The organism is Paenibacillus sp. PSB04, from assembly GCF_025809195.1.
Classification (GTDB): domain Bacteria; phylum Bacillota; class Bacilli; order Paenibacillales; family Paenibacillaceae; genus Paenibacillus_AQ; species Paenibacillus_AQ favisporus.
The window spans coordinates 5,513,602-5,534,355 of the sequence record NZ_CP081301.1 but is presented as its reverse complement, the minus strand read 5'-3'; the positions used below and the strand labels follow the sequence as shown (position 1 = coordinate 5,534,355).

General features: G+C 53.4%; 17 protein-coding genes. 15 read left to right on the top strand and 2 right to left on the bottom strand.

Going from position 1 to position 20,754, the window contains the following annotated elements; genetic code table 11:
* The first annotated feature begins 53 nt into the window (after positions 1 to 53).
* From K2F33_RS25515 to K2F33_RS25495, 5 genes are all read left to right on the top strand, one after another.
* Positions 54 to 2,225 carry a BglG family transcription antiterminator gene (locus K2F33_RS25515; protein WP_263879452.1) on the top strand — a complete coding sequence of 724 codons (2,172 nt, stop codon included), beginning with the start codon at positions 54 to 56 and terminating at the stop codon, positions 2,223 to 2,225.
* A gap of 5 nt (positions 2,226 to 2,230) precedes the next feature.
* Entirely contained in the window at positions 2,231 to 2,668 is a 438-nt protein-coding gene (locus tag K2F33_RS25510) for a PTS mannitol transporter subunit IIA (RefSeq protein WP_076166532.1), read from the top strand.
* Positions 2,665 to 3,804: a mannitol-1-phosphate 5-dehydrogenase gene (locus K2F33_RS25505; RefSeq protein ID WP_212968723.1), complete on the top strand. Its 1,140-nt coding sequence runs from the start codon at positions 2,665 to 2,667 to the stop codon at positions 3,802 to 3,804. Before K2F33_RS25510 ends, K2F33_RS25505 begins: the two co-directional genes overlap by 4 nt.
* Before the next feature lie 62 nt (positions 3,805 to 3,866).
* A complete protein-coding gene (ptsP, locus tag K2F33_RS25500; RefSeq protein ID WP_263879449.1) occupies positions 3,867 to 5,591 on the top strand; it encodes a phosphoenolpyruvate--protein phosphotransferase in 1,725 nt (574 codons plus the stop codon).
* Positions 5,592 to 5,594: 3 nt separating this feature from the next.
* Positions 5,595 to 5,858 carry an HPr family phosphocarrier protein gene (locus tag K2F33_RS25495; protein WP_076166519.1) on the top strand — a complete coding sequence of 88 codons (264 nt, stop codon included), beginning with the start codon at positions 5,595 to 5,597 and terminating at the stop codon, positions 5,856 to 5,858.
* An 81-nt stretch (positions 5,859 to 5,939) separates the two neighbouring features.
* On the opposite strand, the gene K2F33_RS25490 is transcribed toward K2F33_RS25495, so the two are convergent.
* Entirely contained in the window at positions 5,940 to 7,676 is a 1,737-nt protein-coding gene (locus K2F33_RS25490) for an ABC transporter ATP-binding protein (RefSeq protein WP_212968721.1), read from the bottom strand.
* Positions 7,677 to 8,004: 328 nt separating this feature from the next.
* On the opposite strand from K2F33_RS25490, the gene K2F33_RS25485 reads away from it, so the two are divergent.
* On the top strand, positions 8,005 to 8,274 hold the full coding sequence (locus K2F33_RS25485; RefSeq protein WP_076166513.1) for a YrhK family protein: 270 nt from the start codon (positions 8,005 to 8,007) through the stop codon (positions 8,272 to 8,274).
* Between the two features lie 158 nt (positions 8,275 to 8,432).
* Here K2F33_RS25485 and K2F33_RS25480 read toward each other — a convergent pair whose 3' ends face one another.
* Complete coding sequence (locus K2F33_RS25480) at positions 8,433 to 9,689, bottom strand: CYP152 family fatty-acid peroxygenase CypC (protein ID WP_412974017.1); 1,257 nt, start codon at positions 9,687 to 9,689, stop codon at positions 8,433 to 8,435.
* Positions 9,690 to 10,044: 355 nt separating this feature from the next.
* Between K2F33_RS25480 and K2F33_RS25475 the strand changes: the two genes are divergently transcribed.
* The 9 genes from K2F33_RS25475 (at position 10,045) to K2F33_RS25435 (ending at position 20,686) form a co-directional block, all read left to right on the top strand.
* A complete protein-coding gene (locus K2F33_RS25475) occupies positions 10,045 to 11,046 on the top strand; it encodes a BadF/BadG/BcrA/BcrD ATPase family protein (protein ID WP_263879442.1) in 1,002 nt (333 codons plus the stop codon).
* A gap of 437 nt (positions 11,047 to 11,483) precedes the next feature.
* Positions 11,484 to 12,533, top strand: coding sequence for a nucleotidyltransferase family protein (locus K2F33_RS25470; protein WP_263879440.1), 1,050 nt, complete (start codon positions 11,484 to 11,486; stop codon positions 12,531 to 12,533).
* The gene (locus K2F33_RS25465; RefSeq protein WP_263879438.1) at positions 12,530 to 13,696 is read left to right on the top strand and encodes a glycosyltransferase family 4 protein; all 1,167 of its coding nucleotides are present in this window, start codon (positions 12,530 to 12,532) and stop codon (positions 13,694 to 13,696) included. The genes K2F33_RS25470 and K2F33_RS25465 overlap by 4 nt, the downstream gene beginning before the upstream one ends.
* Positions 13,697 to 13,709: 13 nt before the next feature.
* Complete coding sequence (locus tag K2F33_RS25460) at positions 13,710 to 14,825, top strand: glycosyl transferase (RefSeq protein ID WP_412973945.1); 1,116 nt, start codon at positions 13,710 to 13,712, stop codon at positions 14,823 to 14,825.
* Positions 14,826 to 15,369: 544 nt separating this feature from the next.
* Entirely contained in the window at positions 15,370 to 16,332 is a 963-nt protein-coding gene (locus K2F33_RS25455; RefSeq protein WP_263879436.1) for an ABC transporter permease, read from the top strand.
* Between the two features lie 13 nt (positions 16,333 to 16,345).
* Complete coding sequence (locus K2F33_RS25450; protein WP_145020338.1) at positions 16,346 to 17,218, top strand: carbohydrate ABC transporter permease; 873 nt, start codon at positions 16,346 to 16,348, stop codon at positions 17,216 to 17,218.
* 82 nt (positions 17,219 to 17,300) lie between these two features.
* Positions 17,301 to 18,938 carry an ABC transporter substrate-binding protein gene (locus K2F33_RS25445; RefSeq protein WP_212983574.1) on the top strand — a complete coding sequence of 546 codons (1,638 nt, stop codon included), beginning with the start codon at positions 17,301 to 17,303 and terminating at the stop codon, positions 18,936 to 18,938.
* 166 nt (positions 18,939 to 19,104) lie between these two features.
* On the top strand, positions 19,105 to 19,902 hold the full coding sequence (locus K2F33_RS25440; protein ID WP_263879432.1) for a Nif3-like dinuclear metal center hexameric protein: 798 nt from the start codon (positions 19,105 to 19,107) through the stop codon (positions 19,900 to 19,902).
* Between the two features lie 109 nt (positions 19,903 to 20,011).
* On the top strand, positions 20,012 to 20,686 hold the full coding sequence (locus K2F33_RS25435) for a GntR family transcriptional regulator (RefSeq protein WP_076166482.1): 675 nt from the start codon (positions 20,012 to 20,014) through the stop codon (positions 20,684 to 20,686).
* Positions 20,687 to 20,754 lie beyond the last annotated feature (68 nt).

Sequence of the window (20,754 nt, the reverse complement as noted above, 5' to 3'; positions counted from 1 at the left end):
CATATGGGCCGGCATCCAAGCGCCTTTTGCGGTCGTTATGGAGGCTAAGGGGCATGGAATTGTCACACCGTGTAAGACAGATCTTGGATTTGCTGCTGCGCAGCCCTTCGGAGAGTACGGTTGCCGAAATCGCCAGCAGCATTCGGGTCAGCCCGCGGACGGTGCACAGGGAGCTGGACACGGTCGAGAGCTATCTGCATCGGCACGGGATTACGCTTCACCGGAAAGCCGGTTCCGGCCTCAGTGTAGAAGGTGACCCTTCTCAGATGGAACAAGTCCGCTCGGAGCTGCTCATGCCCGCCGAGATCGAATATTCGGCGGATGAGCGGCAGGTATACCTCCTTGCCCGGCTGCTTGGTTCGCGGGAACCGGTGAAGCTGTTTACGCTTGCCCACGAGATGAAGGTCACGGTACCGACTGTAGGAGCAGATCTGGACGATTTGACCGACTGGATCGGCAAACAAGGCTTGCTGCTGATCCGCCGGCGAGGCTATGGAGTGGAAATTACCGGCTCGGAGCCTCTGATCCGCGAGGCGATTCGTACGCTCGTCCGCTTCCGGCTGGATGACTTGTCGCTTATCGGGTACTCGGAGCAGAATCCGCATCATCCTGTGGATGCCCGAATCGCCTCAATGGCCGGGGCGGACCGCATTTCGGTAATCGAAGAAACCTTATGGAAGTGGGAGGAGCGGCATCAGGAAGAATCCTTCAGTGAGGAAGCCTATACCGATCTGCTGATCCGGTTGTCCATCGCGGCAGCCCGAATTCGCAAGGGCATCACGGTCACTGAAGCGGAAGCCGACCGCCTCATCAATCTGCGGCGGTTTGACCGGCCATCCGCTATGCCGGCTCAAGACCATAAATTAAAGTCTGCCAAACTTTTATGCGATGAGCTGGGTCAAGTTCTGAAAATGGAATATCCGCTTGCTGAAGTGAGGTATACCGCAGAACTTCTTGAAAGAGCTCTGGCTCATTCGACAGGAATGCTGCCGGCGGACGATTTGGAGCTTGCCGGGACCGTCCGGTCGCTCATCCGTAAAATGAGGGAACTGGATGCGAACGACTACACCGCTGACCGCTCCCTTCGGGACGGTTTGTTCATGCATCTGAAAGCTGCGATGGAACGAATCACAGCAGGGCAGCGGATCCGGAATCCGCTGCTGGATACGATCCGCAAGGACTATGCCGAGCTGTTCGGCCGGGTCCGGCAGGCAGCTGACGCCGTTTTTCCTTCCGTCCGCATCCCGGACGAGGAGATCGCTTTTCTGGTGATGCATTTTGGAGCCGCGCGGGAGCGGATCGGCCAGATCCCTCAGCATATGCGAGCGGTGATCGTATGCACGAGCGGGATCGGTTCTTCGAAAATGCTGGCAGTTCGGCTGCGTAAAGAATTTCCGCAGCTCCAAATCGTCGAACAGGCTTCATGGTATGAGGCCGCAAGGATACCGAGAACGGACTATGATTTGATCATCAGTACCGTCGACTTGCCGCTGCCGGAGGAACAATATTTGAAGCTGAGCCCGCTGCTTACCCCATCTGAAGCGGAGAAGCTCCGGGATTATATCCGGCACCGCGGCGTGAAGCCCCTGCCGGACGCGTTATCAGCGGATGCCGAGCCGCTGCCGGGATTACTGGAGGATTTGGCACCTGAGCTGAGAGATTGGCCTGCCGGACGCCGGGAAGCGGCCGGCACAGCCGATATTGACGGCTTGCGTTCATTGCACCAAACCCTCCAGCAAAGCATTGAGCTCCTGGAAGCTTTTCGCGTGCTGCCGCTGCGGATCGAAGGGCAGCCGAGCCTTGATCAATGGCTGCTTGCCGCCTGCTCAGCGCCGGTGCTCAGGGACGTGATTCTGGATCCGGAAGCAGTCGCAGCTCTGCTGCTGCAGCGGGAACAGCACGGGACCCAGCTGATTCCCGGCACGGAGCTGGCGCTGTTTCATACGCGCAGCGATGCGGTGAAACGGCCGGCATTGATGCTCTTTGAACTGGATCAGCGGCTTAGGCTGGATGACTCAGGTGACGTTGAGCTGTCGCGCTTTTTGCTGATGCTGGCTCCGCGGCAGCTCGAGCGGGAAACCCTGGAGGTGCTGAGCGAAATCAGCGCAACACTGCTGGACACGGATATGATTGAAGCCCTTGCGGAGGGGGATGAAGGGCGCATCAGGGAACTAATGTCCGCCCATCTCCGCGCATACTTAAAAAACAAATTGGAAAGAGAGTGATCATCATGAGTATTTTATCCGCAGATCAAATTCGAGTGAACGTTAAAGTATCCGACAAGTATGAGGCCATTCGCCTTGCCGGACAAATGCTGGTTGATGCCGGACATGTGGAACAGGAATATGTCGATAAGATGATTGAACGCGAAAACGCCTTGTCCACTTATATGGGCGCAGGCTTGGCCATTCCCCATGGGACCAACGAAGCCAAAGGAATGATCAAGTCGACCGGACTGGCCGTGCTGCAAATTCCGGATGGGGTCGATTTTGGCGGGGATGAGCCGGCGGTACTCGTCGTCGGGATTGCCGCCCAGAACGGTGAGCATATGGACATTTTGACCAGCGTCGCCATGGTTTGCTCGGATGAGGACAGCATGGAAGGCATCCGTACGGCGAAGACCGCCGAGGAAATTTTGAGCATCTTTGAAAGCGGGATGGAAGAATGAAGGCTCTACATTTCGGCGCAGGCAATATCGGAAGGGGATTTATCGGCTTGCTGCTGTCGCAGTCGGGTTACGAGGTTGTATTTTCCGATGTGAACGAGTCGTTGGTGCAAACGATCCAGCAGCGCGGTTCTTACACGGTTACCATTGCCGACGAGAGCGGGAAGCAAATCCTGGTAGAGGGCGTGAACGCCATTGACGGCCGGGATCCCGCAGCGGTGGCAGAAGCAGTGGCTTCCGCCGATATGGTTACGACGGCTGTAGGAGTGAACATTCTGAAACATATCGCCCCGGGGATTGCAGCTGGTTTGAAGCTTCGGATGGAACGCGGAGCAGCTCCGCTGCATGTCATTGCCTGCGAGAACGCCATCGGCGCAAGCACCCAGCTGAGAGAACATGTCATGGGCCATTTGTCGCTCGAAGAGCAGCAAAAAGCGGCTTCTTTTGCAGCCTTCCCGGATTCTGCGGTAGACCGTATCGTGCCGCTGCAGCATCATGAGGATCCGCTAGCTGTCACGGTGGAGCCGTTCTACGAATGGGTGATCAATCGATCCCAAATGTTCTCCGGCTCCCAGGAAATCCAAGGTGTTCATTACGTTGACGACTTGATTCCGTATATTGAGCGCAAGCTTTTCACAGTAAATACCGGTCACTGCAGCGCGGCTTATGCCGGATACCGGAAAGGGTATTCGACCATCCAGGAAGCGATGAAGGACGAGGAAGTCGCCGGGCTGGTTACCGGTGCCCTTCAGGAAACGGGAAGCATGCTCGTGCGTGCTTACGGCTTTGATCCTGCGGAGCATGAGAACTATATCCGCACGATCATGGACCGCTTCCGTAATCCGTATTTGAGCGACGAGGTTGTCCGGGTCGGCCGGTCGCCGATCCGTAAGCTGTCCCCGGATGACCGCTTGGTCCGGCCGGCGCTTCGTGCCTGGGAGCAGGGCGGTGCTTTCGAGCATTTGACCGAGGTTATGGCGCTGGCTCTAAAATTCGACTTCGCGGAAGATCCGGAGGCCGTCAAGCTGCAGGGCATGATCGCGGATCAAGGCGTCCGCCAGGCTTTTGCCGAAGTAAGCGGTCTGGATCCAGACCATATGCTGACCGAGAAAGTGTTGAAGGCCTACAATCATCAATAATCGATCGAAACTAGCATGTTCACGATAGATGAATTCCAACGTAAAATAAGGAGGTATGGCCCATGAGCCAACTGCTGACCGGCGTGCCCGCATCACCGGGCATCGCCATTGCCAAAGCGTACCGGCTGGAAGCGGAGGAGTCCATCCCGCAGCAGAGAAAGGTCGACGATCCTGCTGCTGAGCAACAGCGTCTTCGCAGCGCCGTGGATGCGGCCAAGGCTGATATCGACCGGATCCGGGAAACGACGCTGGAGCGGCTTGGACCGCAGAAGGCCGAGATTTTTGAAGCTCACCTGTTTCTATTGGACGACCCGGACCTGATCGACACGACACTGGACCAGATTGAGAGCGACGGCGTCAACGCGGAATATGCCCTGTACGAAATGGCTTCCAGCATCATCGAAGCGCTGCAGTCCATGGATAACGAGATGCTGCGGGAACGCGCGGCAGACGTTAAGGATATCACGGGACGGGTCATCAGCAAGCTGGAGGGACGGGAGCACAGCGCGCTGTCCGAGCTGAGCGCCGAAACGATTCTGATTGCCAAAGACTTGACCCCGTCGGATACGGCCCAGTTAAATCTGGAATTCGTCCGGGGCTTCGTCACGGAGATCGGAAGCCGGACGTCGCATTCCGCCATCATGGCCCGCTCCCTGGAGCTGGCTGCCGTCGTCGGGACCGGTGCGGATGCTTCTGCGATTCGGACGGGGGATATGATCATCCTTGACGCTACGGCCGGGCAGGTCATCGTCAATCCGTCGGAGGAGCAGCTCCGCGAATATTCCGCTCGTAAGGCAGAATATGAAGAGTATAAGACCCGCATGCGCAGCTATGTGGACCGGCCGTCGGTCACCGCTGACGGCGTTCAAGTGGAGCTGGCCAGCAATATCGGCGGCATTGACGATCTGGAGAAGGTACTGGCGAACGGGGCGGACGGCATTGGCTTGTTCCGTACCGAATTTCTGTATATGGGACGCAGCTCGTTCCCTTCCGAAGAAGAGCAGTATTCCGTCTACAAGCATGTATTGGAGAAAATGAACGGCAAGCGCGTCGTCATCCGTACACTGGATATCGGCGGCGATAAAGAGCTGCCTTACCTGCAGCTGCCGAAAGAGATGAATCCGTTTCTGGGCCAGCGGGCCATCCGTTTATGCCTGGATAAGGAGGATTTGTTCCGCACCCAGCTTCGGGCGCTGCTCCGGGCCAGCATGCACGGCAAGCTAGCCATTATGTTCCCGATGATCGCCGTCCTGGGCGAGCTTCGTGAGGCGAAGCGGATTCTGGCGGAAGAACGCGCCAAGCTCGAGCAGGAGGGCACGAAGGTGTCCGATACGCTTGAAGTCGGCATTATGATCGAAATTCCCGCTGCAGCGATCGCCGCCGATGTGTTGGCGAAGGAAGTGGACTTTTTCAGCATAGGCACGAACGACCTGATTCAGTACACGATGGCGGCGGACCGGATGAACGAATCGGTCGCTTATCTGTATCAGCCACATCATCCGTCGATTCTCCGTCTGGTGCAGCTTGTGATCCAGGCAGCTAACCGCCACGGCAAATGGGCCGGCATGTGCGGCGAAATGGCCGGAGATTCGGCAGCGATTCCGCTTCTTCTCGGCCTCGGACTGTATGAATTCAGCATGAGCGCCTCGTCCGTACTCCCGGCCAGAGAGCTGATTTCCCGCTTGTCCAGAGAGGAATGGGCAGGTTTGGCCGAGCAGGCGATCGGCATGAGCACCCAGCAAGAGGTGCTTGATTTTGTCAACCAACAACTAAGGAGTGAAGCATAAGCTATGGTATCCCAAACTTTTACCGTCATCCACCCGCAAGGTTTTCATGCCCGCCCTTCGAAACTGTTCGTAGAGAAGGCAAATACGTTTCCTTGTAAAGTTACACTGTTCAAAGGCGAGAAAAAAGCCAACGGCAAAAGCTCCCTCGGGCTGTTGACCCTGGGCATTGCCGCCGGCGATGAAATCCGGCTGGAAGCCGACGGTGAGCAGGAAGAGCAGGCGCTGCAGGAGCTGGGCCAAATGCTCACCAAAATTTACGAAGAATAGTCTGAAGCAGCAAAAACCATCCAAAGCCTCAGGGAGAAATCCCTGTTGGACTGGATGGTTTTTTTGTAGGGGAGCAGCCGGTCACAACTTAAGCTGCATGTTATATAAATGCGCATAGGTGCCGCCCAGTGCCAAAAGCTCTTCATGCGTTCCCTGTTCCGCAATCCCGTCATCGGTCAGCACGATGATCCGCTGTGCATTCCGGACCGTAGACAGCCGGTGGGCGATCACCAACGTCGTACGATTGTCGGACAGCCTCTCCAGCGACGACTGAACCGCCTGCTCGCTGTCATTGTCAAGGGAACTGGTGGCTTCGTCAAAGATGATCACGGGCGGATTTTTGAGAAACACGCGCGCAATGCTGAGCCGCTGCTTCTGACCGCCGGATAACTTGATTCCGCGCTGGCCGATGTCGGTATCATAGCCGTCCGGCAGCCCCATAATGAAATCATGCGCATGGGCCTTTTTCGCCGCCTCGATGACTTCCTCGCGGGTCGCCTCCACGTTGCCGTAACGGATATTATCCATAACTGTGCCAGCAAATAAATAGATATCCTGCTGGACGATGCCAATGTTCCGCCGGAGGGAGCGCAAAGTCAATCCGCGGATGTCTTTGCCATCCAGAAGAATGGTTCCTCCGCTGACTTCATAAAACCGGGGGATCAAGGAGCACAGCGTCGTTTTCCCGACGCCGGACGGACCGACGATGGCTACGTATTCGCCGGCTTCGATGGTAAGAGACAGATCGGTCAGCACTTCCCGGTGATCGTCTTTATACTTGAAGGAGACCTGCTGGAATTCCACCTTGCCTTCGGCATGGCCGAGATCTGCCGCCCCTGGCGCGTCGCAGATATCCGGCTCTACCTCCAAGATCTCCATGAACCGGTCAAACCCCGTCATACCTTCCTGATACAGCCTTGCGAAATTCACCATCCGCTGAATGGGCTCGATCAGAATGCCTATGCATAAAAAGAAGGTCAGCAAGTCCGGAAGCTGCATCGACGAGTGGAGGATAGCGGCACCGCCGAAGACGATAACGCCCACGGTAATCAGTTGTGTAAAGCCGATCATTCCGCCGGAGAAAATGGCTTCGCTCATGTACCCGTCGCTCCGGCTCTGGAGGAAGCGGGCATTGGCCCGGGCGAATTTGCGGATCTCCACGTGCTCGTTCGTAAACGATTTGACCACACGGATACCGGCGAGGGAGTCTTCCACCTGCTCGTTGATGTCCCCGATCCGGTCCCGGCTGATTCGCAGAGCCGCATTCATTTTCCGGTTAAAATAAAACGCGTACGCAGCCATCACCGGCAAAAATAGAAAGACAATTAAGGTCAGCTTAACGTCGATCGCGATCAAAATGATAAACGCACCGGTAAATTTCAAGATCGAGATGAGCAGGTCCTCCGGTCCGTGATGGTACAGCTCGGCAAGGGATAAAATATCGTTTGTGGTCCGGGTCATCAGCTGCCCGGTTTTTTGTTCGTCGTAAAAACGGAACGAAAGCTTCTGCAGATGCTCGAACAGTTCGCTTCGCATGTCACCTTCCATCATCGCACCCATCATGTGGCCTTTGTAATCCACGAACACCTCGCAGGCAATATGGAGAATGACCAATGCGAGCATCCCTGCACCGACCTCATAGATTTGGGACAGCGAGTCAGAATGAGCACCGTCAAGCAGCTCGGAGGTAATGTAGCGGACGCCGAGCGGAAGAACAAGCGTAATCGCCGACAAAATAAAAGCGCATGCCATATCGGCGGCAAACAGTCCCTTGTAGGGTCTATAGTAGGAAATGAATTTTTTGATTCTGGAATTCAATTGGATTCCTCCCGTAATGCAGGAGGGTTAAAGTATAGTCGCCCTCCCGTTTGTAGGTAAGACGGCGATTTTTTTCATAGAAAACACCCTTTCCATAAGAATTACTTTCATCATATCCGAACAGATTTCCATTTAGGAGTAAAATTTGCCTATATCTAAAAATTACTGCGGTGTGGGTACGTTTTATTAACGGCTTATGGGATTGATTCATGAAGGATGGGGCGGGTAATGAAATAAAACGCACTTTCTTATAAAAAGATGCGGGCTCCTGTGCAGGCAGTCCTCTTTGTGTTACGAAAGGAGCTGATTTATTATCCGGCATCATCTCATGGAGTTTGAGCAGCTTAAGACGGATGAACATCATTGGCATTGGGTGGTCAAGTTCCGGCACCACCGGCTTGTGGTCCATGAACCCGGCAAGGTTCTGCGGATCGCGAGCGACATCATCATTTCGCTGTGCTACATCAGCGGCAGCATGCTGTTTTTTCAGGAGTCGACGCAAACGGCAGGCGTGTGGCTGTTCATCATGGGCAGCTGCCAAATGCTTGTCCGCAGCGTGCTGCGCATTCTGGGCAAAATCGATTGGAAACAGCGCTAAGTCATTACGCAAAAAAGAGGTCTGGCTGCCATGTGAATCCAGGTCCTTGGGCGATGGACCCCGATAATGATCATTCTGACGCAAGTTAAAAAGCCGCAATGCTGCGGCTTTTTCTCTGTTCAGGGAAAGCATGGGCTGTGTCACAGAAGTAAATTCATCTAAACACTTCGGACGTTCTGAATGACAATGTTGCTGTGGGGCAGCGACGGAATATCGCTGAAGCTGTAGCTTAAATCCTGCTGTGGCACGTCATAGCTCATCCGGTTGGCCAAGAAGTCGAGGCTCTCCTTCATGATTTCCAGGGTTAGCCATTCACCGGCGCACCGGTGCCCTGTATCATGATCTCCTCCGCCTTGAGGAATAAACCTGAAAGGGGATCCTCTCCAATGTTGAAATCGATCCGGCATAAACTTCTCCGGCTTGTCCCACAAGTCCGGGTGGTGATTGGTGCCGTACAGGTCCAGCATGGTTAACGTCCCTTGCTCAAACCGATAACCGTTCCAGACAAAATCCTCTGCCACCCGTGCTGCCGTCACGGGGAAGAAAGGATAGAAGCGGCGGACCTCCTGGATAAAGTGGCCAAGCCGCACTTCATCCGATCCGGCCAGCTTTTCCCGCTCTTCAGGCTGCTGAATGACGGCCAGTGCGGTAAAGGCGATGTAAATGGAAACGGCGACGATCGGACGAATAATGTTCAGCATTTCCACGGCGGCAATTTTTAAGTCAAGCAGCTGGCCATTCAGATCCCGGTGAAAAGAGATGACGGCCAGTGCCGAATGTTCCGGCGCTGTGAAACGGTTGGCGCGCACGTCCTCAATCAGGCCGCTGATCCAGGACTCCGCCTTGGTTCTGGCGTTCCGGCCTTTCATATAAGTGATTCCAATGGAGGCGGGAGATTCGAACAACGCGCCGATCCAGCTCGTCTTCTCTCGTACCTCTTCCGGTTCAAGCGGAACTCCAGCCCATTCGCAGGCAACCCGGCATAACAATTCTTTGGCTTCCTCGTAAATCTCGACTTCTTTCCGCGTTTCAAAGTTTTTCGCTGCAATCTCCCAATATTTTCGGGTCAGCCCCCGCATTCGCTGCATCGCTTCGTCGGACATGAAAGACATGAACATCGCTTTCCGGTGGCGATGGGCTTCGCCGTCCAGCGTTTGAACCCCGTTTTCACCGAACAGCGTTTTGATCACGCGTTTGGGTGCTGCACCGAACCGGATAAATTTGTTCTCGTCATAAAACAGCCTGGCGGCTTCTTCCCCGCGCATGCAAATGGCCCGTTCGCCAAGCAAACGCGTCTCGAATACATCCGATTGAAATCCGAGGGTTCGGTTTGTGATGTACAAATAGCCTTCTTTAAGAAAAGCTAAACTATGATCCAAGCCTTCTTCTGCCGGCATCGGTCTGTTTTCTTCCAACATGAGTGCAACCTCCTTTTACTAATAAACCGCATCATATATACTTACCCGAACTGTACTCGATTGATCGTACCCGGCATGGACATGAGAAGGATCTGGATAAACAGGGGTACGAATCAAAGTATTCCCATTCACTCCGAAGGATAACAGGCAGCTGCAAACCAAGATGCTTTGGAGGAAGCGGCCAAGGACCCCCGAATGTTCCGGAATCCTGGGTCGTTCTGAGGGGGTTTTTGGAGGAGGATATGTAGAGAACCTTGTCGAATTACACCTAACTAGTAAATAACTTCCATGAAGGCAGGAATTCTTCCTGGGTCAGCGATTGGATGGTAGAAATAAGGGGGCAGGGGATGATATGGCTGGAAGGAAACTGATTATGGGTATCGACGGAGGGGGCTCCAATACCAGAGTGATCATCGCAAGTCCGGAAGGAAACATCGCCGCGTACATCGAGGATCAGAAAGCGGCATCGCAGCATCGGGATAACCAGGCTACGGATAATGTCAAGACGGCGATCCGCAAAGCTCTTTCCGTTGCGGGGTGTTCTCCCGGGGAAATTTGCGGCATGGCCGCAGGCATCGCCGGTTACGACCGGGATCAGGATTTAGAATGGGTGAAGGAACTGACTCATTTACCGGAAATGACATGCCCCAAGTGGCACGTAAACGATGCGGTCGCCGCCCATTATGGTGCGTTGATGGCAAAGCCAGGCATCGTGGTGATTTCCGGTACAGGCTCAATTATTTTCGGTATCAATGAAGAAGGGCAATACTTACGTAATTACGACTATCATCACTATGCCGCAAGCGCAGCCAGGTTTCTGGCCTATGACGCCGTTTATGAAGCAATTGCCGGACATACGGACGATACTGACGGGCGTCTGGTTCATGATATGCTCTCGCATTGGAATGCAGCCGACCTTGGGGAACTTGCACTCCTGGGCAGGAATGGTTTCCATGATGACCGCCGCGAAAGGGACCGGGTATTTGGAGCCTTTGCTCCTTATGTTACGGAGGCGGCAGCGGCAGGCAGTTCATTAGCCCAAGCGGTTTGCGACCGGTCCATTCACCAGATCGTGGTCGGCATCCGCTTGCTCGGACGGCATTTTCAGGCCGAAACGCTGCGGGTTGCGTGCATCGGGAGCGTGGCGAACAGCACTTATTTTCAAGGAAAACTTAAGCGTATCTCCACAGATGATCCGGGAAGGCCATTCGGTTTGATGGAGCCGCATTTTCCTCCCGTTGTAGGCTCGTTCTTGTATGCCATGGAGAAGCTGGGACTTCCGGTTACGGACAGCGTCCTCAGCAGGCTTGAGGACACAATGAGCGTAAAAAATAGGGCCATCGTAGAATCATAATGCTCGTTCCCTATCGAGTTTACAATTTCTGGCGTATGAATGAGGAAATTTGAAAAAACTGGCGAAAGTATCCCGTGTATTGGCTTTCATGGCGGATATTCATTCACTTCCGCGTGTAATCGCTATTGAAAGCCAGGGAGGAATTCGTTATTAGTATTAATAGCAGCCTATTTAGGTGAGTGCTAATAATCAGAAACGGGAGGGGGTTATATTTATATGACCATTCTGTTCGATGATGCGGCACTTGATCCCGCCGAGGGGCAAAAGGTCATAGTGGACGGGCTTTAGCGAATAGGGGCTGAAGACCAGACAACTCCAAAACAGAAGTCGTTGATGAATGAATTTTTTACGCTCATGGTGCCATGATCGAGAAAAGGTTCGCCATGCGCCGGCTTCTTTTTTTATGACCGAAAACCGAACTGGAGGGTGATCAACCGATGAAAGCGTTGCTGTTGGCCGGGGGTCTGGGCACACGCCTGCGGCCGTTAACTGAACAAATGCCGAAACCGATGGCGCCAGTAGGAAATCGTCCCTGGATCGAACACTTGGTAAGGCAGCTTAGAGATCAAGGGGTGAGGGAATTTGTCCTGGCGCTCAAGCATTACCCGGACCTGATTCGAAACCATTTGGGAGACGGCAAAAAATGGGGGGTCTCCATCGAGTATGTTATAGAGAGCGAGACGCTGGGTACTGCCGGCGCCATTAAAAACGCGGAATCGCTCCTTGGCGACTGCTTCCTGGTGTTTAACGCCGATATCGTACAGCATATGAATATTAAACCGCTCATTCAATATCATCAGGAACGGCAGGCGACCGTTACCATCGGGCTGACCGAGGTAGAGGATCCCAGTTCTTTTGGCGTTGTAGACATCTCGGAAACAGGCCGCATAGCCCGGTTTGTGGAAAAACCGAAATCGGGGGAAGCACCTTCGAAACTGATCAATGCCGGAATCTATGTCATGAACAAAGAAGCCTTGAGCTACATACCGGCAGGTCGCGAGGTATCGATCGAAAGGGAAACCTTCCCTCTACTCATTGAAGCAGGGGAAGGCGTGTGTGGCTTCACGATGACCGGATATTGGCTCGATATGGGCACCCGGGAACGTTATCGGCAGGTGCATTGGGACCTTCTGGATCGCAAATTGAAGCTGCCTCTGCCGGGTAAAGAGAAGACTTCGGGAATCTGGACAGGAAACAGCTGCCGGATCGGCGACGGTGCCCTTTTGATCCCGCCAGTCGTGATCGGAAACCGCGTGCAAATCGGCGATAAAGCCATCATCGGACCGTATACGGTCATCGGGGACGACTGCCGGATTGCCAATAACACCCGGTTATCGGAGACGATTCTGTGGGACGGCTGTCACGTAAGGGAAGGAGCACAGCTGTACCAATGCGTATTCGGATTCGGCTCGGAAATCGGATCCCGGCACATCCTTTACGAAGCTTTTGCACACCGCATCAAAGAGGAGGAGGAGATTACCGTATGAATCGGATCGCTTATATAGGCACTTATGTGCCTCAAAAATGCGGGATTGCCACCTATACGCATCACTTGCGGCAAAGCGTGAACGGAGCCAGAGGCTGGAAGGGACAAGATGAGGTTTACGCCGTCAAGCCGGCGTTTAGTTTGCTGGGAGACACAGATCCGATGATCCATGAAGTCGAGAAGGAGGACCGCAAAGCATACCGAAAGCTTGCCGAGCGGTTGAACCGGAGCGACGTCTCCGTCGTTTCGCTTCAGCACGAATTCGGAATTTTCGGCGGGGAAGCCGGCGAGTATGTGCTTGATTTGGTCGATCATCTCGATAAGCCGCTGGCCGTTACCTTTCATACCGTATTTGAACATCCGGAAGAGCCGTATTTAAGCATTCAGAAACGGATTGCCCAGCGGAGCGATCTTATATTGGTTATGAACCGGCTGGCTGCCGGCTATCTCCACCGATCGATGGGTGTGCCGATGGATAAAATCCGCTGCGTGCATCATGGAACACCGGAGCCTGCAGCCGGTTTACGCGAACGGACGCGGCAATCCATGGGCTGGGACGGACGTAAGGTCATGATGTCCTTTGGCCTTCTCAGCCGGGGGAAAGGTTTTGAGTTGATCCTTCGTGCTCTTCCGGATGTCGTTCGAAAAGTTCCGAACGCCTTGTATGCCATCGTGGGGCAGACGCATCCTGAAGTGCGCAAATGGGAAGGCGAGGCATATCGGCAGGAGCTCGAATTACTTGCCCGTGAGCTGGGAATGGATGGCCATGTCGTCATGATCGACAGGTTCGTGGAAGAGAACGAACTGGCCGGGCTGTTATCGGCCGCCGACCTGTACGTTACGCCTTATCCGGGCATGCAGCAAATTACGAGCGGAACGCTCGCTTATGCGGTCGGTTTGGGCCGGCCGGTTCTGACGACGCCGTATGCCTATGCCAAGGACTTGCTGGGGGATTATCCGGAGCTGCTGATTCCTTTTGATGATACGCAGGGATGGTCGGAGCAAATGGGAGCTATTCTTTCCGAAGAGGAAACGGCGAAAAGATGGGAACGGGAAATGGGGCGGATTGGAGCGGACATGCATTGGTCCAAGGTCGGTCAGCTCCATCTGGAGCTGTTCAACGGATTGGCTGCTTCCGTTCCGGAAATCATGAAAGCGAACTGAGGGAGGGGGACCCTTGAACAATTACCGCATCTGTCCTAGACATTTGGAAAGAATGACTGATGATACAGGTTTGCTCGAGCATGCCTTAGGTTCGGTTCCCCGGAGACAGGAAGGATATACAACAGACGACAATGCCCGTGCCCTTTGGGCTTGTTCGGTTATTCAGCGCATGGATCCGGATGCCAGCGAACGCTGGCTGAAGCTGGCAGACATCTACCTGGCTTTTCTGCTGTGGCTTCAAAAAGAGGACGGAACGTTCCATAACAATGTTGCTTATGACCGTTCTCCAGAAGCGGAAACGGCATCGGATGACTGCCACGGCCGCGCCGTATGGGCTACGGTGAATGCATGGGCAGAGCTGCCGGATGAGGGAAGCAGGTGGGCTGCCGAAACGATCCTGCTCCGGTCGACCGCTGCCGCGCAGCAGCTGCAGTTCCCACGGGGATGGGCGTATACGCTTGCAGCCTACTCCCGGCTCTGGACAGTGGAGGAATGCTATCCGCTCCAAATGACAAGGCCGGAGCTGCTCGAGAAGCTTCAGGCATGGACGCTGATCGAGCGTTTAGAGGGAAATTTGATGGACCTCTACTCCACGTCGGCTGAGCCGGGCTGGCACTGGTTCGAGCCGCAGATGACCTACGGAAACGGCGTACTTCCATGGGCACTCTATTCCTCTTATCAAGCCACGGGACGCGAAACCGTCCGGCGGGTGGCCAAGGAATCCCTGGATTTTCTGGCCGAACAAATGACGGCAAAGGAAGGATGGATCCGGCCGATCGGGAACCGGGGCTGGGCCGACCGCGGCCACCGCAGCCGGTGGGATCAGCAGCCGCTCGAAGTAATGAAGCTGGCTTTGGCCGCCAGGGAGGCATATCGTGTGGAAGGCAGTCAGGAATATAAGGAGCTTATCCGTCGCTGCAGGGAGTGGTTTCACGGTGAAAATGACTGCCACCGGCCGCTCGCCGATCCTTCAGACGGCAGCTGCTGCGACGGACTGACGCCGAACGGGCCGAACCGGAACAAAGGGGCGGAATCCACGATTTCTTTTTTGCTGACAGAGTATATGTATGCCGAGTTGAATTCTGGTCAAATCGATTTAGAAAAGCGTGTCGAGGTGCTGGAAATTTAACGAACAAGGTAATCATGCCGAAGTGAAGCAGGGATATGCGAATGTTTCATATGAAGCGTCAGCTGTGATAGGTCACGGCTGGCGCTTTTTTGCGGTTGGGATGACTGTTTTCGTATTCCGCTTGTTCGCAGAGGGCGTAACTTTTTTAAAGTTCTCGAAAGAAAAATATTGAAATCCAGGAAAAGGTCCATTACAATAAAAACAGCTCAACTACCATACTAGTTATACTAGTATTCCAATTTACTTCTGAACTGCCTCACCATTTTTATTCCGGTCTATTGTTTTTCTAGGTTCAAAAAAGCTTTGGAGAACAGATGTATTGAATTTTTTGAAGGTTAGTTGTAAGCGCTTTAAGAAAGGGGAGGTCTTTTTCAAAGTTCGACGACCGCACTTGAGCCACACGAATTGTAAGCGGTTTATCCGTTTGCCCGGACCGGGATGAATGTTCATATGTGAAATGGTTGCGCGAGACATCAGACGGATTGGTACGAGAAGTGCAAAAATAACAGCGACATGTTCTGCGCGGATTGGAGTGATCTGAAGAATGGAAACGAAGGCCGCAAGCTCCGTCTTGCCCCAGGAGAGAGCCGTCAAAAAACAGAAGCAGCGTTCTGTAGGAAGGCTTTTTCGCAAAGATTGGCAGTTGTATTCGCTCTTGGTATTACCGGTCATTTACCTGCTCATTTTCAAATACGGGCCGATGATCGGCAACGTCATCGCTTTCCGACGTTTTGTTCCCGGGGGGAGCATCTATGGAGAGAAATGGGTAGGGTTTCACTACTTCCAGATGTTTATCCAGGATCCGAACTTTTGGAAGGTATTTACGAACACGCTGATTCTCGGCGCTTTGACCCTGCTGTTCACGTTCCCGATTCCGATTATCTTTGCGTTACTGCTTAATGAAGTAAAGAACAAGAAATTCAAGAAATTCGTTCAAACCGCCTCTTACATGCCGCACTTTCTGTCGATCGTCATCGTGGCCGGCATGATTCTGCAGATGACTTCGGCGAGCGGGTCGATCAATGCTCTCATCCGTTTCTTCGGCGGAGACGGTATTAATTTCATGCAGCGGGCCGAGTGGTTCCGGGCGATTTACGTGACCTCCGAGGTATGGCAGGGCATGGGCTGGGGAGCGATTCTGTATCTGGCCGCACTGACGACGATTGACGAGTCCCTGTACGAAGCTGCGAAAATTGACGGCGCCAACCGGTGGAAGCAGACGCTGCACGTGACGATCCCAGGGATCCTGCCGACCATCGTCACTCTGCTGATCCTGAACATGGGCAGCTTCCTGGCCATCGGTTTTGAAAAGATACTGCTCCTCTACAATCCGGTCATCTACGAAACGTCCGACGTCATTTCTACATATTTGTACCGGGTCGGTCTGCAATCCAGCAGCTTCAGCTACGCCACGGCTATCGGACTGTTCGAATCGATCATCGGGCTCATTCTGGTGTTCTCAGTCAATGCGATTTCCAGAAAAGTAACGGAAAGAAGCCTATGGTAAGGAGGTGCCTCAAGTGAAAGATTCCGTTTCTTATAAAGTGTTCAAAGTCGTCAACACGATCATTTTGCTGCTGATTGTCTTCATTACGGTATTTCCTTTCATTAACGTACTTGCCCAGTCCTTCAGCAGCGAGGCTTATATCAATGCGGGGAAGGTCAACCTGATTCCGAGAGGCTTCAATATCGACACGTACCGGACGGTGGCCAAGGACGCGATGTTCTGGACGAACTACAAAAACACCGTCGTGTATACGGTGGTCGGAACGGCCATTTCGATGTTCATGACGACGATCTTTGCCTACGCCTTGTCCAAGAAAAGGCTGATGGGACGCAAATTTTTGACGATGTTCGCGGTGTTCACCATGTTCTTTAACGGCGGGCTGATCCCGAACTATGTGCTCATTAACAGCCTTGGCTTTGCCAATTCGATCTGGGCGATCGTCGTTCCGGGTGCCATCAGCATCTACAACATGCTGATCATGAAATCATTCTTCGAGAATATGCCGGAGGAGCTGGAAGAAGCGGCTTCGATCGACGGTTTGAATACGTACGGGATTCTGTTCCGCATTATTCTTCCGCTCAGTAAGGCGATCATGGCCACGATGATGCTGTTCTATGCGGTGGGACATTGGAACTCATGGTTTTCCGCTTTCCTGTACATGGACCAGAAGGAACTGTTCCCGGTCACCGTATACTTGCGGAACCTCATTGCCGGGGCAACAGGTGGCGCTTCTGCGGGAGCGACGTCAGCGGATAACCTGACCCAAATCTCTGCGAACATTAAATCGGTCACGATGGTTCTGACGATTCTGCCAATTCTGCTGATTTACCCTTTTGTCCAGAAGTACTTTGTATCGGGTGTTATGCTGGGTTCCGTGAAAGGATAAATCCGGTCCGGATCGCCGCATTCATTTCATAGCTTTACATTTCTTTGCAGTTCCGACATTCATTCATGGGGGGAGTAAACAAATGTTCAAGCGTTCTCGTAAAAAATGGGGAATGACGCTGATGGCCGCAGTAATGAGCCTGTCCGTGGCTGCCTGCAGCAACAATCTTGGCAGCAGCGGCGGAGGCGGAGAAGCCAAGGACCAATCCAAAGGCGCGATGGAAAATTACGGTGTTAACGTTTCTTTCAAGGCAACCGAGCCGTTTAACCTGCCGATTCTTTTCAGCGACCAGCCGGCCTACCCTTACAAGAAGGACTGGATGCTGTTCCAGGAAATCACGAAAAGAACGGGCGTCACGCTTCAGCCAACCATCGTTCCGATGAGCGATTACAGCCAGAAGCGCTCGCTGTTGATCAGCTCGGGAGACGCTCCGCTGGTCATTCCGAAAACGTATCCCGGGGAAGAGGCTTCCTTTGTGTCATCCGGTGCGATTCTGCCGGTAAGCGATTACATTGATATGATGCCGAATTTTAAGGATAAAGTCGAAAAGTGGGGCATGGAAAAGGAGCTGGACGGACTCCGGCAGGAGGACGGTAAATACTATGTGCTCCCTGGCATGCATGAAGAGGTATGGCCGGATTATACGCTGCTTGTGCGGACCGACATTTTTGAGAAGAACAACATTCCGATTCCTGCGACCTGGGATGAGCTGTATACCGCTCTCAAGAAACTGAAGGAAATTTATCCGGACTCGATTCCGTTCTCCGACCGGTTCCAGTTCAACAGTACGCTGAACATTGCGGCTACCGGATTCGGAACGAAGGCTGGCTGGGGCTTCGGCAACGGACTCACTTACAAAGCGGACAAGGACGAGTTCGTGTACACGTCCACGACGCCGGAATACAAAAATATGCTGACGTATTTTAACAAGCTTGTATCCGAAGGCCTGCTGGACAAAGAAAGCTTTACGCAAACGGACGATCAGGCGACTCAGAAGTTCGTATCCGGTAAATCGTTTGTGATCAACGGCAACTCCCAGACCGTCGTGCTGCATCGTACGGACATGAACAAATCGCTCGGAGAGGGCAAATTCTCCATCGCCAAAATTACGGTGCCAGGAGGACCTGCAGGTCAGCTGATGTCAGGCTCCCGTCTGGAGAACGGCGTGATGATTCTGGCCAAAGCCAAGGAAAACCCGAACTTTAAGGCGATCCTTCAGTTCATTGACTGGCTCTACTACAGTGACGAAGGCGAAGAGTTTGCCAAGTGGGGTGTTGAAGGGGTAACGTATACCAAAGAGAACGGCGTCCGGAAGCTGGTCGACGATATCAACTATAACGGCCTGAACCCGAAAGGAACGAAGGACCTGCGTATCGATTATGGCTTCTCCGGAGGGGTGTTCGCCTACGGCGGTACAACGGAGCTGCTGCAATCGATGTTCAGCGACGAAGAGAAAAAGTTCCAGGAAGATATGAAAAAGACGAAAACCGTCGTACCGGCCGAGCCGCCGATCCCGTATTCCGTAGAAGACCGCGAGCAGGCTACCCTGCTGAGCACGCCGCTGAAAGACTACTCGGATCAAAACACGCTTAAATTTATCCTCGGCGAGCGACCGTTGTCCCAGTTCGACGCATTCGTGAACGAGCTCAAGGGACAGGGTCTGGATAATTATGTTAAGCTTGCCAACAAGACGTATAAAGCTTATAAAGAGAAGAAGTAGGTCGGTAAGTCGTCATAAACACGAACTTATCTGAAGTTACACGAATCGGGTTGCCGTTTCGCCAGCGAAATGGCAGCCTGTTTTCAACTCACCGGGCGTTATGCCGTAATAGCATGACATCCACCACGAACATCCATGCTTTTCATAGTCCGAAGGAGTGAATGGTTTGCGTGTTACTGCTCAGGAGGTTGTAACGTATTTAACGGAACCCGCCGGGGATTTGGAATCCCGGATCGACCGGATCATCGCCGGAACTCCCGAAGCGGAGGTCCGCGGAATCGGGGTTGCTTTCATCGCTTCCCATGATGTTGTCCTTGAGGCCATCCGGCTTGGGGTGAACCTGCTGGTTACGCACGAAGGGACTTTTTACAGTCATCAGGAAGAGCAGGGCTTCGCTCCGGAGGATCCCGTTCATGCGGCAAAGCGGAAGCTGATCGAATCGGATGATATGATCATTTACCGGTTTCACGATCATCCGCACAGTTATCGGCCGGATATCATCACGGCGGGACTGATCGAAGCATTGGGATGGGAGGATGATGAGCACCGGGATCTCGGAACGGCTTCCGTTGTGCGGCTGCCGCAGAGCCGTAGGTTATCCGACATCGCCGAGCATGTCAAACAGAAGCTGAATCTGCCGTACCTGCGTGCCGTCGGCGATCCCGAAACGGTCTGCGGGCTAATCGGAGTTGCTGTCGGGTACAGGGGAGGTGGACAGCACGCGATCCCGTTATTCGAGCAAGAACGTCTGGATTTGATGATCATCGGTGAAGGGCCGGAATGGGAAACGCTCGAATATGTCCGGGATGCAGCCGCGCAGGGACGAGCCAAAGCGCTGCTGATGCTGGGTCATGCAGCCAGCGAGGAACCGGGGATGAAGCTGATCAGCGAACGGCTTGCCGGCAGATTTCCTGGACTTCCGGTCCACTTTATTCCAACCGGTTCGATGATTGAAATCCTGTAAGTGTCCGCAGCGTTGTCCGACTAAATTATTTACTAAAAAAAGAATGTTTGGCAGTCATTTCGACCTTCGCGTGTTGTGAAATGAAAGCAAGGAGAAAGAGGTAACCGTAATGTCGACAGAGCAGAAAATCAAGGGTTCCACCAGGGCTTATTCCTATAACCTGCTGAGGGAAAGAATTCTTCATTTGGAGCTCGAACCCGGCACCAAAATTTCGGAGAAGGAAATCGCGGACGAGCTGAACGTCAGCAGAACGCCCGTCAGGGAAGCGTTTATGAAGCTGGCGGAAGAAGAACTGCTGGACATCATCCCGCAGAGCGGCACCATTGTGTCCCGCATTAACCTGAAGCATGTGGAGGAAGGCCGGTTTATCCGCGAGAAGCTGGAAAAAGAAATCGTGGCGCTTGCCTGCGACCAATTGGATAAAGACGCCCGGTTCAAGATTGAAGCGAACATTGCCATGCAGGATGTTTGTGCCGGGCAGAACAATTTCTACAGGCTGTTTGAGCTGGATGAAGAGTACCATCAGATCCTGTTTGACGCCACCGGCAAACAGCGGACGTGGAAAATGCTGCAGCAGCTGAACATTCATTTTAACAGGCTGCGGCTGCTCCGGCTCTCCAAAGACTCCAACTGGGAAAATATTATTCGTCAACATAAGGAAATCTACCAGCTGATCATTCAGCAGGATAAAGAACACGCGATGAAGGTGATGGAGCAGCATCTCCGCCTTGTCGTCGTGGAGCAGGACTTTTTAAAAGAGAAATATCCGCATTATTTTATATAAAGATCATCGGGAGGGACGAGAAGCTCATGGCGCAAGAGGCAAGGCTTCCATACTCGTCAGCCGATCAG

Excerpts from the sequence above, each read along its gene's own strand:
- K2F33_RS25495 (WP_076166519.1), top strand. The coding sequence starts at position 5,595 with ATGGTATCCCAAACTTTTACCGTCATCCACCCGCAAGGTTTTCATGCC.
- ptsP (WP_263879449.1), top strand. The coding sequence starts at position 3,867 with ATGAGCCAACTGCTGACCGGCGTGCCCGCATCACCGGGCATCGCCATT.
- K2F33_RS25510 (WP_076166532.1), top strand. The coding sequence starts at position 2,231 with ATGAGTATTTTATCCGCAGATCAAATTCGAGTGAACGTTAAAGTATCC.
- K2F33_RS25515 (WP_263879452.1), top strand. The coding sequence starts at position 54 with ATGGAATTGTCACACCGTGTAAGACAGATCTTGGATTTGCTGCTGCGC.
- K2F33_RS25435 (WP_076166482.1), top strand. The coding sequence starts at position 20,012 with ATGTCGACAGAGCAGAAAATCAAGGGTTCCACCAGGGCTTATTCCTAT.
- K2F33_RS25470 (WP_263879440.1), top strand. The coding sequence starts at position 11,484 with ATGAAAGCGTTGCTGTTGGCCGGGGGTCTGGGCACACGCCTGCGGCCG.
- K2F33_RS25465 (WP_263879438.1), top strand. The coding sequence starts at position 12,530 with ATGAATCGGATCGCTTATATAGGCACTTATGTGCCTCAAAAATGCGGG.
- K2F33_RS25505 (WP_212968723.1), top strand. The coding sequence starts at position 2,665 with ATGAAGGCTCTACATTTCGGCGCAGGCAATATCGGAAGGGGATTTATC.
- K2F33_RS25485 (WP_076166513.1), top strand. The coding sequence starts at position 8,005 with ATGGAGTTTGAGCAGCTTAAGACGGATGAACATCATTGGCATTGGGTG.
- K2F33_RS25475 (WP_263879442.1), top strand. The coding sequence starts at position 10,045 with ATGGCTGGAAGGAAACTGATTATGGGTATCGACGGAGGGGGCTCCAAT.
- K2F33_RS25455 (WP_263879436.1), top strand. The coding sequence starts at position 15,370 with ATGGAAACGAAGGCCGCAAGCTCCGTCTTGCCCCAGGAGAGAGCCGTC.
- K2F33_RS25445 (WP_212983574.1), top strand. The coding sequence starts at position 17,301 with ATGTTCAAGCGTTCTCGTAAAAAATGGGGAATGACGCTGATGGCCGCA.